Origin of the sequence: Streptomyces sp. NBC_01077 (assembly GCF_045162855.1) — a bacterium.
Taxonomy (GTDB): domain Bacteria; phylum Actinomycetota; class Actinomycetes; order Streptomycetales; family Streptomycetaceae; genus Streptomyces.
The window spans coordinates 9044109-9058922 of the sequence record NZ_CP108669.1; the positions used below are offsets into that span (position 1 = coordinate 9044109).

Below are 14814 nucleotides of genomic sequence, written 5' to 3' on the forward strand. Positions count from 1 at the left end.
CCGGGGACAGCGGAGGCGATCGACAAGAACACCCCGCGTCTCAGGAGGAGTCCCCGTAGCGGGCGGCCATCGCGGCAGCGCGGTCACGGAGGGAGGCGCGCAGCGACTGCGGGGCCAGGGCCTCCGCGTCCGTGCCGAGCTGCCACAGGGCCCACTCGGCGTGTCGTGCGTCCTGGAAGGTCAGCTCCAGCCGCAGCCGGCCGTCTGCGTCGGGTTCCTCGGCGCGGACGGTCAGGGCGGTGTGCAGCAGATCCTCCCGCCGCGCCGGGTTCACGCGTACCAGCACGGTGAGGTGGCCGTCGGAGAGAAACCGCGCGGAGCGTTCCCGCCAGATCCGGTCCAGGTCGACCCGATCCGGCCGCTGTGCCGCTTCGGGGAGTTCCTCGGCTGCCAACACCCGCGACAGCCGGTAGGTGCGGTCCGCGCCGGATCGCGTGGCCAGCAAGTAGCCCCGGTCGCGTACGGTGACCAGGCCGATCGGATCCACCGTGCGCCACTGTGGCGCCTGGCCCGTGGCCGCGTAGTGGATGCGCAGCTTGTGTCCGCCGAGCACCGCACGCCGGACCTCGATCATGGTCCTGTCAGGTACCTCATCGGCGACCATCCGCCGTGAGAGCAGGTCGGTCTCCGGCTCGACGAGGAAGCGCTGGACCGCATCGCTCGCGGTGGCCCGGTGGCCTTCAGGCAGCGCGTCGAGCACCTTCCGCAGGGCCGAAGCGAGCGCCGGGCCGAGCCCGAACCCCTGCTCGCCGCGCCCCGATCCGGCGGTCAGCAAGGCAAGGGCCTCGTCGTGGTTCAGTCCGGTGAGCTCGGTCCGGAAACCGGGCAACAACGCGAAACCGCCGTGCCGGCCGCGTTCGGCATAGACCGGGACGCCGGCCGCGGACAGTGCCTCGATGTCGCGCAGCACGGTGCGGGTGGATACCCCCAGCTCGTGGGCCAGCGTGTTCGCGGTCAGGCGACCGCGCTGGCGCAGCAGGAGCATCAGCGAGACCAACCGATCGGCGCGCATGCGAGAACGCTAACGGAATACATGACCAAGGGTGTCGTGATTTGTTGGCAGGCTCGTCAGCACGACGTCAAAGCCGGCGACGGCCGAGCCGATGGACGTACGTACTCCCCATCAACCTCCCCAACAATCGAATGGAACTGACGTGGCAGTGGAACGAACGGCGGTCAACCCGGTGACGTGGTCGGAAGAGCTGGGCTTCAACCAGGGTGAACTCGTCACCGGGCACACACGCACCCTGTACATCTCGGGGCAGACCGCGATGAGCGACGACGGCAAGCCCCAGCATGACGGCGACATCGCGGCACAGCTGACGCTGAGCATCGACAACCTGGAGGCCGTACTCGGCAAGGCCGACATGTCCCTCGCGAACCTCGTCCGCCTCACCGTCTACACGACTGACGTCGACCTGCTCTTCCCGCACTACGGCGTGCTGGCGGCGCGATTGGGCGCCGCCGGAGTGGCACCGACCTCCACGTTGCTCGGGGTGACACGACTGGCGATCCCCGGCCAGCTGGTCGAACTCGAAGGAACCGCCGTCGCGTGATGCGACTTCGGCGCCGTTGCTACTCGTGCCGGTCGAACCGGCACGAGTAGCAGGCGGACCTCTGTCGCTCTACGGACTCGCCTGATCGCGTACGGCTGGGCTCGATGAGCGGCGTCGTGGCCGACACCGTCCAGCGTCCGCTACCGGGCCTGACGGCCCGGTGTCACTTCAGGTGCCGGCCGAAGAACCGGCCCCCGTCCTCCACCTCGAACCACGGGGTTCCGACGTGTCCGCCCAGATTGGCGTGCAGCGTCTTCTCCTTGCTGCCGAAGGCGTCGAACAGGTCCAGGGCCCGCTGCCGGGGGTTTCCTTCGTCGTCCCACTGCAGCAGGAACAGCAGCGGAATGGTGACCTGCCGGGCCTCCTCGCGCTGGGCGAGGGGCACGTAACCCCCGGCGAAGAAACCGGCGGCCGCGATGCGCGGCTCGACCACCGCAAGCCGAATGCCGACGGCGGTCCACCCCGAGTACCCGACCGGGCCGCCGATCTCGGGCAGCGTGAGGAGGGCGTCCAGGGTGGTCTGCCATTCCGGGACCGCCTTTTCGACCAGCGGGCCGATGAAGGACTCGAAGATCTCGTCGACCGGCTCGCCGGCCTGCACCGCCCGGCGGAGGTCGGCGCGAGCCTGCTCGTCCGCGGCGGAACGGGGCCGGTCACCGCATCCGGCGGCGTCGATGGCAGCCACCGCGTAGCCGTGTGCCGCGGTGTGCCGGGCCCGGGCCACCAGCCGGGACTGCGCCTTGGGCAGGCCGTTGTTGTGGGCCATCAGGACCAGTGGGACCGGTGCGGCGGATTCAGGCGTCCACAGGGTGCCGGGGATCTCGCCGAGGGTGAATTCGCGCTCGAGGACGCCGTCGTCGAGGCGCTGTTCGGAAGTGAATTGCACAGTCGTGCCTTTCGGGAGTGCTCGTGAACGGCGCTCCCGGACGACCTATCGCCCGACCGTGACCCCGGAGGGGAGCACCCATGTCGATACTGCGTTCACGGGTACCACCTCCTCGTTCTCTCGCACGGCCTCTGGAAACGTAGCAGTGTCGCCGTGGCCCGCCAAACGGTTTTCTGCGCGGGCTCCGTGGCCGGATGCCGCGGAGTGGGAACACTTCGCAGAGCTACGTGGGGCCTCATCGCGGTTTCCCGGGGTGAGGCCCTGTGACGGCGGGGCGCACTGGGTACCGGTGCGTAGAGCCGTGCGGGCGATCAGTCCTCGATCGCCTGGTACAGAGTGGTCCAGAAGTCGTGCATCAGGTGGACCGAGTCGGGGACCGATGTGCCGACCTGGGTGAGGAGGATGCCGACGACGTTGTTGACGGGGTCGGCGTAGGTGGAGGTGCCGGAGCCGCCGTCCCAGCCGAACTGGCCGACGGGAGCGTAGTCGCCGCGGTAGGTCCGCACCGCCATCCCGAAGCCCCAACCACCATGCTGGCCCTGGCCGAAGGAGATGTGGACGTTGTTGGTGGCCAGCTCGGAGCGGGCGGCGTTCTGCGCGGGGGTGAGGCGGTTGGTGGTCATCAGCTCCACCGCCTGCCTGGACAGAACGCGCTTGCCGCCGTGCTTGCCGCCGTTCAGCAGCATCCTGAAGTAGGCGTGGTAGTCGTCCGCGGTGGAGACCAGACCACCGCCACCGCCATGGAACGCCGGAGGGATGTTCCACCGGCCGCCCCTGGACTCGTCCCATACGTGGAACTCGCCGGACTCCGGGTCGGGCGCGTAGAGGACCGGCAGCCGGTCGATCTTGTCGTCCGCGACGTGGAAGCCGGTCTCCTCCATCCCCAGCGGGCCGAAGACGCGTTCGCGCAGCGCCTCCTCGAAGGTCTTGCCGGTCACCCGGGAGACCAGTACGCCGGCCAGATCGCTGGCGAGGTGGTACTGCCAGTGGTCGCCGGGCTGGTGCATCAGCGGCAGTGCGCCCAGGCGGCGCAGCCACTCGTCCTGCCCGGGCATCGGCGTGGGCAGGTTGGGGGTCAGCCCCTGTGCGAAGACCTCGTTCATGATCGGCGTACCGATCGAGGTCATGTCCATACCGAGGCCGAAGGTGGAGGTCAGCACGTCCCGGACGGTGATGGGGCGGCGCGCCGGGACCGTCTCGTCGATCGGGCCGTCGAACCTCTTCAGCACCTGACGGTCGGCCAGCTCCGGCAGCCACCGGTCCACCGGGTCGTCCAGCCGCAGCCGGCACTCGTCGAGCAGCACCATCGCCGCGGCCATCGAGACGGGCTTGGAGGTGGACGCCATCCGGAAGACGGTGTCCCGGCGCATCGGCGCGCCGCCGTCGTGCTCCATCGTGCCGAGCGTCTCTACGTGCGTCTCGTCGTCCTTGCTGTACAGGGCGACGATGCCGGGGATCTTGCCGGAGTCGACGTGGCGGGCCAGCACGTCGCGGATCTTGCGCTGCCCTGAAGCGGTGAACTGGGACATGGTGGGGTGCTCCCTGGTCGGGTGAAGGTGTCGGGGGAGGAGGGGAAGAGGGGAGGGGGAGGGGCGGGAGGAGAGAGGGGACGGATGAGGGGAGTCAGAGGAGACTGCGGGCGGAGATGTCGCCGTTGCCGCTGGTGGCGCTGATCTCCAGCACGGGGGAGCCGTTGTTCCTCAGGGCGTTGGTGACGCGCCCGTGGCGGGCGTCGGCGTCCAGCGTGGCGGAGGCGCCGGAGGCGGTGGCGATCGAGATGTCGCCGTGCTGGGTGCGGAGCACCAGGGTGCCGCGCACCGCCTCGCCGATGGTGATGCCGCCCCGCGCGGTGGAGATCTCCGCGGGGCCGCCGAGCCGGCTGACGCGGACATCGCCGTCGACGGAGGTGAGGTGCAGGCCTTCCACGTCGGCGATCTCGATGCGGCGGTGCGCGCCATGGACGGCGACGTCGCCGAGCCGGCCCACGGTGCGCACTTGGGCGGCGGCGGAGGTGGCCTCGATGCGGGAGCCGGTGGGGAGTTGAACTGTCACCTCGACGGATCCGGGGTTGCTCAGCACCTGGTTCTTCGCTTCTGGCGCGATCACGCGCAGCACGCCGTCGCCGAACTCGACCGTGGTCTGTTCCGCGGCCTTCACATCGCGGCCCTTGCCGGCGTCCACGGGACGCACCTCGACCGTGGTCTCGGCATGGTCGCCGGCGAGGAAGCTGATGCGTCCGGTGGGTATCTCCACAACGGCGGCGATCGCGTCGGGGGTCTCGAACTTCTGCATCGGACGTTCTCCTTGGTGGGGGTGGCCAGGCCGTGGGGGTGGCCAGGTGGTGGGGTGGTCAGGCCGTGGGGTGGCCCGGCGGTGGGGTGGTCAGGGCGGGGCGGTCAGGTGGTGGGCAGGTCGAGTTGGTACTTGTGGGAGCTGCGGTGGACACGGAATCCCAGCTGCCGGTTCACGGCGAGCATGTGGCTGTTGTCCTGGGCGTTGTCGGTCTCGATCTCCACGATTCCGGGGTGCTCGGCGCGGAGCCTGCGCACCATCTCCGCCTTGACCCACAGCCCGAGCCCGTGGCCGCGGTGTGCGGGCACCACGACGGTGTCGTACTGCAGGGCCCGGCGGGCCTCCCCGGCACGGATGACGATCTCGGTGTATCCGGCCATCTCCCCCTTGCGGAGCGCCGCGGTCGTCAGCAGTACGTCTCCGCGGTCGGCCAGCACTTCGGCCATGGCCCGGACCCGGTCGGCGGTCCAGGTCTGGCTGCCGTAGTCCATGTCGCCGGTGGGCATGTCGTTCATCGAGTTCTTGGCGGCGGCGAACGCCTCGGCCAGGTCGTCGGGAACCGTGCCGGTCCAGCCGGCCAGTTCGTAGCCGGGGTGCTCGGCGCCGGCTGCGGCATCGTCGGCCAACGGGAGGTCGAGCAGCAGGTGGTCCACTGCCAGCACCCGCCGGAAGCCGCGTGCGGCGCAGAAGGCGTCCGCCGGTCCGCCGCCGGCCACGTCGGCTATCAGACTGCGGCGCTGCTCGGCCTGTGCCGCCTCCACGGCGGTTGCCAGCAGGTGCGAGCCGACGCCCGAGCGCCGCTGGTCCGGGGTGACGTGCAACTCCAGCTCTGCCAGGTGCTTCTGTCCGGGCGAGGTGAACAACCGCAGCCCGGCCACACCGACCACCGTGCCGTCGGTCGCGGTGGCGTGCCAGAGCAGTCGGCGGTTGTCCCGCCCGGCAACCGTGAGTTGGGCGTGGACCTGCTCGAACGTGGGCCGGGGCTCTTCAGGCAGATCGTCGGCGAGCGAGGCCGCCACGACCGCATGCCAGGCGGCGGCGTCTTCAGCGGAGACATGAGTGAGGGGGACGGCGCTGATCATGTGGGGCTCCTCGGTGGGGACGGCAATCTTCTTGTGTTGGGGGGCTGGGGTGATCCGGTTCAGGCGATCCGGCTCTGACCGTGCCATTGCGTTCGCGTTCCTTCAGTCGGTGTGTCGCACGAGCGGCCAGTCGATGTCGATACGGGCGGCCGTGGCGAGGTAGTTGGTGAACACGTTGAGAGCGACATGGGCGATGACCTCGACGATCTGCCCGTCGGACAGGCCGGCGCGCCGGGCCGCGGCCAACCGCTCGTCGGCAACGGCTCCGCGGTCACGGACCGCCACGGCGGCCAGATCCAAGACGGCGGCGGCCCAGGGGTCGTCGGCCTTGCCCCAGCGTGCGCGGGTGGCCTCGGCCGCACTCAGCCCGGCCGTCTTCGTCCCGCGGAACGCATGCACGGACAGGCAGTAGTCGGACTCGTTCTCCTGCGCCACCAGCAACGCGATGCGCTCGCGCACGTCCGCCGACAGGGTTCCCTCCGCGCTCAGGGTGGTGACGACGCCCAAGTACCCCTTCAGTACGGGCAGGCTGTTGGCCATCACCCTGGCCAGGTTGGGGATGAGCCCCAGGGCCTGGTGCGTGGCGGTGAACAGAGCTGCGGCTTCACCGGTCGCGATCTCCGGCTCAACGGTGTGGAGTGGCATGCCGGTAACCCTGCCGGGTGGCCTTGATACATTCCCGATGCTTCTTCGATGTACGCGCTGGTGACCACGGGAGTGACGGCATGCGGTTCACGATCCTCGGCCCGGTGGAGGCCGTGGCTCCCGGTTCGGATGCGTCCGGCCTGGCACCCCGTCATCGCGCGGTGCTCGCCTACCTGCTGCTGCATGCCGGGGTCGCGATCAGTACGGATCGCCTGATCGACGCGATGTGGGGGCCGCTGCCGCCGGATTCCGCCCGCGCGCAGATCCAGACCACGATCGCCGCGATCCGACGGATGCTGCGCGCTTCAGGAGCCGACCGGATGCTGGCCACGCGGCCGGCCGGGTACGTGATCACCCCCGAGCCGGGACAACTCGATCTGGAGGAGTTCACCAGCCTGATCGCCAAGGCACCGGCCATCTCCGACGACCCGGGGGACACCGCGGACCAGATACGTGCAGCGCTGGCGCTGTGGCGGGGAGAGCCGCTGGCCGACATCACCGCCCATTACGTCCAGAGTGCCAGAGCACGTCTGAACGGGCAGCTGCTGACGGCCGTCGAGCGCCTGGCCGAGCTGGAACTGGCCCGTGGGCGGCACGACGACCTCATCGACGAACTGGCCGTCCACGCGGCGGCCAACCCCTTGCGGGAACGGCTCTGCTGCCAGCTGATGCTCGCCCTGCACCGCGCCGGACGCCAAACCGACGCGTTGCACCTGGCGAGAACCTTCCGGGCGACCCTGGCCGAAGAGCAGGGACTGGACCCCGGCCACGCGTTCAGCAAGCTCGAACAGGACATCCTGCGGGACGCCCCCGATCTGCGGCCGCCGGTCACCGCGCCGGCGAAGCCACAGGGGGTCAACTTCCTGCCCTACGACGTCCCGGACTTCACGGGACGCGAAGGCGACCTCGACGGGCTGATCCGCCTGTGGTCGGGCAACAACGGCGGCGTCGTGACGATTTCGGCGATCGACGGGATGGCCGGGGTCGGCAAGACGACGCTCGCGGTCCACGCGGGGCACCGCCTCGCGGAGCACTTCCCCGACGGACAGCTCTTCATCGACCTGCAGGCGCACACCGCCGGCCAGGCGCCGCTCGACGCCGGTACCGCGCTCGAGGTCCTCCTTGGCCAACTCGGCGTGCCCGCACCACACATACCCGCATCGGTCGCCGATCGCGCCGCGCTGTGGCGGTCCGAACTCTCCGGCCGTCGCGTGCTGGCCGTGCTGGACAACGCCCTCGGCGCCGACCAGGTACGCCAGTTGCTGCCCGGAGCCTCCCGCGCCCTCATCCTGATCACCAGCCGCCGACGGCTGACCGACCTGGACGGGGCACACGCCCTGTCCTTGGACGTGCTGCCTGCCGCGGACGCCGTGGAGCTGTTCACGGCGATCGTCGGCGAACGGGCGGCCGCCGAACCCCTGGCCGTCCTCGATGTCCTGCAGTTGTGCGGATTCCTGCCGCTGGCCGTCCGCATCGCCGCCGCCCGCCTGCATCATCGCCCCCGCTGGACCGTCGCGTACCTGGCCGACCGGCTCCGTGACCAGCGCCGCAGACTCTCCGAGCTGGCCACCTCGGAGCGAGGAGTGGCAGCGGCGTTCACGCTGTCCTACGAGCAGCTGACTCCGGATCAGCAACGCATGTTCCGGCTCCTGGGGCTCCAGCCGGGCCGTGACGTCAGCCCCGAGGCGGCCGCCGCGCTGGCCGACCTCCCGCTCGAACAGGCCGAGACGCTCCTGGAAGACCTCCTGGACGCCCACGTCCTGACCCAGCACCAGCTCGGCCGCTACACCTTCCACGACCTGCTGCGCGAACACGCCCTCGCCACCGCGGCCGCCCAGGAACCCCCCAACGCCCAGCGCGAGGCCCTCGGCCGACTGTTCCACCACTATCTCCACACCGCGAGCACGGCCATCGACCACCTCTACCCCGAGGGAAAGAACCGCAGGCCACGCATCCCCGCGCCGGACACCCCGACCCCGCCCCCACAGGACGAGGCCGAGGCGATCACCTGGCTGGACAGCGAACGCGCGAACCTCATGGCGGCCGGCCAGTACGCAGCCGAGCACGACTGGCTCCCACAGACCAGCCAACTGGCCGCCACCTTGCACCGCTACCTGCTGGGCCATGCCCACCAGGCCGACGCGCTGGCCCTCCACGGCCTGGCACTGCGAGCCGGCCGCCGAAGCGGCGATGCAGCCGCCGAAGCGCGCACGCTCCTCGATCTCGGCGAGGTGCACTTCTGGTGGCACGGCGCCTACGAGCAAGCGGCCGAGCACTACAGGCCGGCCCTGGACCTCGCGCGAGAGATCGGCGACCAGGGTGCCGAGGCCCGCGCACTGCAGAACCTCGGCACCTTGTCCGCGCGGCGGCGAGAGTACGACCAGGCCCACGACCACTGCGCGCAGGCCCTCGTACTCTTCCGCGAGCTCGGCGACCGCGGTGGCGAAGCCAGATCCCTGACCGACCTCGGCACCGTCCACGAACGCCAAGGACGCTACGAGGACGCCCATGAGCACCATCGGCAAGCGCTGCACGTGTACCGCGAGACGGGATCCCGCATCGGCGAGACCATCGTGCTGAACAACATCGGGCTGCTGTACCAACGGCAAGGCCGCTACGACGAGGCCCGGCATCATCACCGCGACGCCCTGGAGCTGAGCCGCAGGTTCGACTTCCCCGGAGACGAGGCCGAGTCGCTCAACGCCCTTGCGGAAGCAGCCCGGTCCATGGGCGACCTCGCCCGGGCCGCGGCCGAACACGACAGTGCGCTGACCCTCGCCCGCGAGTTCAGCTACCGCCCCGAGCAGGCCCGCGCCCACGACGGCCTGGCGCACGTCCACCGCGACCTCGGCAGCATCGACCTCGCCCACGACCACGCCCGACAGGCCCTCGACCTCTACACCGCCCTCGCCGTCCCCGAGGCCGACGAGATCCGCACCTTCCTCACCGGGCTGCCGCCGACCGCGGACGAGCCCGAACCGCCGGAGGCATCCACCGCCGACCATCCGTCGTGAACGCCATCGACCAGCACCTCGACCGGGCGTTCCGGATCCGTGCACGGCACGAACCGCGCGGGCTGCCGGCCGTTCCTCCGGGCACCGGACAGTGACGCCCACCAGCACGGAGCCGATGGAGGACGTTCACCTCCAGCAGCTGGTCGATGACCGACTGCTGCGCACGCCGGTAGCGATGCGGGCCCCTACGCCAGCCACCCCCGCTGCGCCGCCTGCCACACCAGCTGCGTCCTGGTCAGGGCCCCGGCGCGCTGCATCAGGACCTGGATCCTGCGCTGCACCGTGCGCTGACTGACCCACAGCTGGGAGGCGATGGCCTTGTCCGCGACCCCGGCGACGATCAGGGACAGCAGATACCGCTCGTCGTCGGCGAGGTGCACCGCCGGGCGCGGGCTGCCGTCGAAGTCGGCCAGTTCGCCGGAGTCCGTCACGTGCAGCGGGGTCGCCGCCGCCCACTGGCTCTCGAACAGGGCGATCAGCGCATCGAGCAGACTGCTGCTGTGGACCACGGCGGCCGTCGGTTCGCCCACCCGGTCGGCCGGACCCGCCGCCCCCTCCGCATCGTCGCGGCCTTCCCCGCTCTCGTACACCAGAGGGCAGATGGCCATCGAACTGTCCGCGATCACCAGCCGGACCGGCAGCGTTCCGACGGCCCGCGCCTGCTCGCCCGCGCGGATGCTCCGTGCAACGTTGTCAACCATGCCGGGACCCTCCAGGAGCTCGCGCTCGTAGATCGTCTTGTACCGCACTCCCCGGGCGAGCAGCTCCCACTCCTCGTCGTTCTCCGCCGCCGCCAGGGCGACCGGGCGGGCCTTGCAGAGCCAGCGCATCTCGCCCGCCCCGTACGCCATGTGCCGCAGCCGCTGCCGGATCACGCTCGCCCCGGTGATCACCTCGACGAGCTGCCCGGCGTCATGCCGTCGCCCTCCCGCCCGGTAGTCCTCGGAGAGCTGTTCCACGCCTCGCCGTGCCCATTCGAGTGCTTCGTGCCCGCGCAGCAGCAGCGGGCGCAGCGCGGCGTCGGGCGCCATCGGCACGTACCGCTCGGGACCGCCCTGCGGCGGCCCGGAGGCCATCCCCACCAGGCCCTTGTCGTGGAGTGACGCCAGCAGCCAGTGGACCCGTGTCACGTCGATCCCCAACTGCACGGCGATACCGGCGGCGTCGGCTTCCCGAACCTCGACGAGGAAGCGGTACACCCGTCCCTCCGCGGCGCCGACCCCCGCCGCCTCCAGCATGTGTCCTTCCACGATGCGTTCCCCCCACCTCGGTTGACGTGACGCCCCCGCATCAGGCGTGATCAAACCACATCAACCCCGTCGGAAACGAGAGCCCGCATTACCACGCGGGCACCGGCTCGGGCCTGCGGTAACCGCAATGTGGCGGCGGGTGGACATGTCGCTTCCTCGCCAGCCGCAGCCTGTGGCGAAGGTGATCGTTCCTGTTGACTCTTGGTTCCGCCGGACACGGATCCCCTCCGCCGGCGGAAGGAGTGCCCTCAGCATGCGCAGCAGACGGAGAACCGCACTGCTCAGCTTTGCCCTGGCAGCCACCATGACCGCCGGCGGCTTCGCGTACGGCGCCGCACCCATCCCGGCGACCGGGGAGGACGCGGTGACCGCCGCGCCCCGGGACGCCGTCCGCACCGCGACGGTCACCCTGGTGACCGGCGACAAGGTGACGGTGGCCACCCGGGCGGGCAAGACCGTCGCCGTCGACGTCACCCCGTACCGGGGCAGCGGCGCCGGACTGCGGACGTACACCGTCGGCACCGACGTGTACGTGATCCCCCGGGACGCCGAGGCGCTGATCCACAACGGCCAGGTCGACAAGCGCCTGTTCAACGTCACCCAGCTCGTCGCCCAGGGCTTCGACGACGCCCACCGCGCGTCGACCCCGCTGATCGTGCGCTACGACTCCACCGGCACCACCACCCCCGGCGGGGCCCGTCTCACCCGCAAGCTCCCCGGCGTGCGCGGCGCCGCCGTCACCGCCGACAAGGCGAAGGGCGACACCTTCTGGGAAGCCGTCGACGACGACAGCACCCGCGCCGGAACCCTCAAGTCCCGTCTGTCGGGCGGCATCCAGCGCCTCTGGCTGGACGGCAAGGTGGACGCGCTCCTGGAGAAGAGCGTCCCGCAGATCGGGGCACCGGAGGCGTGGGCCGCCGGCTACGACGGCACCGGCGTCAAGGTCGCGGTGCTCGACACCGGCGTCGACGCCACCCACCCCGACCTTGCCGACCGCATCGTCGAGAGCCGCAGCTTCGTCCCCGGCGAGACCACGCGCGACGGCCACGGCCACGGCACCCACGTCGCCTCCACGATCCTCGGCAGCGGCGCCGGCTCCGGCGGCAAGTACCGGGGCGTCGCACCGGGCGCCAAGCTGATCGTGGGGAAGGTCCTCGACGACGGCGGCTCCGGCTCGGAGTCCGGCATCATCGAGGGCATGGACTGGGCCGCGCACTCCGGCGCGAAGGTCGTCTCCATGAGCCTGGGCGGCCAGGAGGGCGCCGACGGCACCGACCCCATGTCGCTCGCGGTCAACGAACTCACTGCCAGGACAGGCGTCCTGTTCACCATCGCGGCGGGTAACAGCGGCCCCGGCGCGAGGACCGTCGGCTCGCCCGGCGCCGCCGCCGCGGCCCTGACGGTCGGCGCCGTGGACTCCACCGACGCCGTCGCGAGCTTCTCCAGCCGGGGCCCGCGTGGCGACGGCGGCCTCAAGCCGGAGATCACCGCACCGGGCGTCCGGATCGTCGCGGCCCGCGCGGCGGGCACGACGATGGGCACGCCGGTCGGCGACCTCTACACCACCGCGAGCGGAACCTCCATGGCGACGCCGCACGTGGCGGGCGCGGCGGCGATCCTCGCCCAGCGCCACCCCGACTGGTCGCCCGCCCGGCTGAAGAACCAGCTCACCAGCACCGCGAAGACCACCGTCGACACCTCCGTGTACGCCCAGGGCGCCGGCCGGGTCGACGTGGCGCGCGCGGTCCGCCAGCCGGTGTCCGCCGACGGCACGGTCGACTTCGGCCTGCGGGCCTGGGACGACTCCGCCACCGTCGACAAGACGATCGAGTACGTCAACGACGGCGACGCACCGGTCACGCTGGCACTCTCGCTGGAGAACGCGGGCGAGACACTGCCGGCCGGCACGCTCACCCTGGGCGCCGACTGGGTGACCGTCCCGGCGCACGGCACCGCCGAGGTCGCCCTCACCCTCGACAGCGCCGGCGTCACCACAGGCTCGCACGGCGCGCACGTCACCGCGCGTGCCACCGACGGGACGACGGCGGTGACCGCGGTCGGCTTCGGCCGGGACGTACAGCGCTACGACGTCACCCTGAAGGTCCTCGACCGCGATGGCAAACCGACCGACGGCATCGCCGCCATCACCGACACCACCCTGGACAAGGCGGTGCTCCCGGAGACGTACCCGGTCGCTGCCGACGGGACCGTCGTGGTGCGGGTGCCGCGCGGCGAGCACTCCTTCATCGCGGAGATCTTCCACTACAGCCCCGACTGGAGCATGCTCCACGAGTACACCTACGCGGCCCAGCCCGGCACTCTCATCGACTCCGACCGGACGATCACCTTCGACGGCTCCGGAGCGAGCCGGGTCACCATGACCACGCCCCGCCCGTCGGAGACGAACCGCCTCCGGGTCGGCATCGCCTCCCGCCCCTCCTCACAGGCCCTCGTCCATGACCGCGAGACGTGGCTGGGCGGGGAGACGGCGGTCTACGCCGTGCCGTCGGCCACCACCGACGCCGCCCTCTTCGAGTCGCGCGTCGGCTGGTCGCTCGGCGCTCCCGCGCTCTCGGCCCGGCTCGCCGGACACGGCAGCCGCGCCGTGAACGTCTCCTACTTCCAGGGCTGGACGGGCTCCGCGCGCTTCGACGGCAGCCGGACCCTCCGGGTGGCCAAGCCCGGCGAGGACGTCCGGGGCAAGCTCGCGCTGGTGAAGCGGGACTCCGGGACCACCACGTACGCGCAGGTCGACGCGGCGGCCGACGCCGGAGCGCTGGCCGTGCTCGTCTACAACGACACCCCCGGCGGCTGGCTGGCGGGCAACTGGAGCCCGAAGGAGACCCGCATCCCCGCGATGACGGTCTCCGGCACCGAGGGCGAGCGGCTGCTGGCGCTGTCCGGCGCCCGTATCACCTTCACCGGCACGGCGGTCAGCCCGTACTCCTACGAGCTGCTCAAGTACCGCACCGGCGGCATCCCCGCCGACCAGCGCTACCGCGTCCGGACCGGTGAACTGGCCACGGTCGACTCCCGGTTCCACGGCACGACCGCCGGAGCCGAAGCCGGATACAGCCGGCTGACGCACTCGCCGATGCAGCCGGTGGCGAACTTCTCCTTCGGGCGGGTGACGCTCCAGCGCACCCTGACCGAGTACGTCACCACGGGCCTGCGGACGTACGAGGCCATGAAGCTCGGCCCCGTGTGGACGGCGGGCGGTACCTGGCAACTGACGGCCGCCACGAAGTTCACCCCCGGCCAGCAGGTGCGCCGCGACTGGAACAAGGCCGTGGTCCGCACCGCCCTGCCGAGCGACCTGGACAGCGCGGCCGCCCGCGACGGCGGCGTCGGCGCGATCACCGCCGCAGGACTGCTCGACAGCGGATCCGGACAGTGGGCCGTCATGCGCAACGGCACCGACAAGGAGCTGACCACGGTCTACCGGGACGGCGTGCTGCTCGGCACCGCGCCTGCCACCGCAGTCGCCTTCCCGGTGGTCCCGGAGCGCGCCGAGTACCGCGTGGTCACCGACGTGCAGCGGCAGGAGCCCGGCTGGAACACCTCCACGAAGGTGCGCACCGACTGGCGCTTCCACTCCGCACAGGGCGAGGGACGGACGCTGCTGCCCGTCCTGTCCGTCGACTACCGCCTCGGTACCGACCTGGCCAACAGCGCCCGGCCCATGTCCCGGACGACCGTCGGCCTCGGCGTGCGGCACCCCAAGGGCCTGACCGGCCCGGCGATCACCAAGGTCCAGCTGTGGGCCTCGTACGACGACGGGGCCTCCTGGCGGCAGGTCCGCCTGGACGGCCGACTGAACGGCACCATCGACAACCCGGCGACCGCGGGCTTCGTCTCGCTGAGGACCACCGCCACCGACGCCGACGGCAACACCGTCGACCAGACGGTGACACGCGCCTACCAGATCCGCCGCTGACCAACCGCAGCCGGAAGGCCGGGGCACCCGCACGCGGGCGCCCCGGCCTTCCGCGTCCGCCGGACGAACCGCAGTCGAACTGGCCCGGTCCCTCGGAACCGTGTGAATGCGGTTGCGGTGGACCGGTAAGCCCGGTGAGGTACCTCCATGGA

Annotated in this window: 10 protein-coding genes; 3 read left to right on the forward strand and 7 right to left on the reverse strand. The window is 71.2% G+C overall.

Features of this window, described 5'->3' with window-relative positions; translation table 11 throughout:
* Window positions 1-40: 40 nt before the first annotated feature.
* Entirely contained in the window at window positions 41-1012 is a 972-nt protein-coding gene (locus OG462_RS40470) for a helix-turn-helix transcriptional regulator (protein ID WP_406065848.1), read from the reverse strand.
* A 148-nt stretch (window positions 1013-1160) separates the two neighbouring features.
* On the opposite strand from OG462_RS40470, the gene OG462_RS40475 reads away from it, so the two are divergent.
* Window positions 1161-1556, forward strand: coding sequence for a RidA family protein (locus OG462_RS40475; protein WP_406066897.1), 396 nt, complete (start codon window positions 1161-1163; stop codon window positions 1554-1556).
* Window positions 1557-1719: 163 nt separating this feature from the next.
* On the opposite strand, the gene OG462_RS40480 is transcribed toward OG462_RS40475, so the two are convergent.
* From OG462_RS40480 to OG462_RS40500, 5 genes are all read right to left on the reverse strand, one after another.
* The gene (locus tag OG462_RS40480) at window positions 1720-2442 is read right to left on the reverse strand and encodes a dienelactone hydrolase family protein (RefSeq protein WP_406065850.1); all 723 of its coding nucleotides are present in this window, start codon (window positions 2440-2442) and stop codon (window positions 1720-1722) included.
* A 311-nt stretch (window positions 2443-2753) separates the two neighbouring features.
* A complete protein-coding gene (locus OG462_RS40485; RefSeq protein ID WP_406065851.1) occupies window positions 2754-3971 on the reverse strand; it encodes a serine hydrolase domain-containing protein in 1218 nt (405 codons plus the stop codon).
* 94 nt (window positions 3972-4065) lie between these two features.
* Window positions 4066-4734 carry a DUF4097 family beta strand repeat-containing protein gene (locus tag OG462_RS40490; RefSeq protein WP_406065853.1) on the reverse strand — a complete coding sequence of 223 codons (669 nt, stop codon included), beginning with the start codon at window positions 4732-4734 and terminating at the stop codon, window positions 4066-4068.
* Window positions 4735-4838: 104 nt separating this feature from the next.
* Window positions 4839-5816 (reverse strand): GNAT family N-acetyltransferase, encoded by a 978-nt coding sequence (locus OG462_RS40495; protein WP_406065855.1) that lies wholly within the window; start codon window positions 5814-5816, stop codon window positions 4839-4841.
* Between the two features lie 102 nt (window positions 5817-5918).
* The gene (locus OG462_RS40500) at window positions 5919-6461 is read right to left on the reverse strand and encodes a carboxymuconolactone decarboxylase family protein (protein WP_406065857.1); all 543 of its coding nucleotides are present in this window, start codon (window positions 6459-6461) and stop codon (window positions 5919-5921) included.
* An 80-nt stretch (window positions 6462-6541) separates the two neighbouring features.
* Here OG462_RS40500 and OG462_RS40505 point away from each other — a divergent pair, with 80 nt between their 5' ends.
* A complete protein-coding gene (locus OG462_RS40505; RefSeq protein WP_406065859.1) occupies window positions 6542-9475 on the forward strand; it encodes an AfsR/SARP family transcriptional regulator in 2934 nt (977 codons plus the stop codon).
* 185 nt (window positions 9476-9660) lie between these two features.
* Here the strand turns inward: OG462_RS40505 and OG462_RS40510 are convergent, their stop codons facing one another.
* Window positions 9661-10713 (reverse strand): helix-turn-helix domain-containing protein, encoded by a 1053-nt coding sequence (locus OG462_RS40510; RefSeq protein WP_406066898.1) that lies wholly within the window; start codon window positions 10711-10713, stop codon window positions 9661-9663.
* A gap of 265 nt (window positions 10714-10978) precedes the next feature.
* Here OG462_RS40510 and OG462_RS40515 point away from each other — a divergent pair, with 265 nt between their 5' ends.
* Window positions 10979-14662: a S8 family peptidase gene (locus OG462_RS40515; protein ID WP_406065861.1), complete on the forward strand. Its 3684-nt coding sequence runs from the start codon at window positions 10979-10981 to the stop codon at window positions 14660-14662.
* Window positions 14663-14814 lie beyond the last annotated feature (152 nt).

Coding starts and splice junctions, on each gene's coding strand:
- OG462_RS40470 (WP_406065848.1), bottom strand. CDS start 1,012: ATGCGCGCCGATCGGTTGGTCTCGCTGATGCTCCTGCTGCGCCAGCGC.
- OG462_RS40485 (WP_406065851.1), bottom strand. CDS start 3,971: ATGTCCCAGTTCACCGCTTCAGGGCAGCGCAAGATCCGCGACGTGCTG.
- OG462_RS40490 (WP_406065853.1), bottom strand. CDS start 4,734: ATGCAGAAGTTCGAGACCCCCGACGCGATCGCCGCCGTTGTGGAGATA.
- OG462_RS40495 (WP_406065855.1), bottom strand. CDS start 5,816: ATGATCAGCGCCGTCCCCCTCACTCATGTCTCCGCTGAAGACGCCGCC.
- OG462_RS40500 (WP_406065857.1), bottom strand. CDS start 6,461: ATGCCACTCCACACCGTTGAGCCGGAGATCGCGACCGGTGAAGCCGCA.
- OG462_RS40505 (WP_406065859.1), top strand. CDS start 6,542: ATGCGGTTCACGATCCTCGGCCCGGTGGAGGCCGTGGCTCCCGGTTCG.
- OG462_RS40510 (WP_406066898.1), bottom strand. CDS start 10,713: ATGCTGGAGGCGGCGGGGGTCGGCGCCGCGGAGGGACGGGTGTACCGC.
- OG462_RS40515 (WP_406065861.1), top strand. CDS start 10,979: ATGCGCAGCAGACGGAGAACCGCACTGCTCAGCTTTGCCCTGGCAGCC.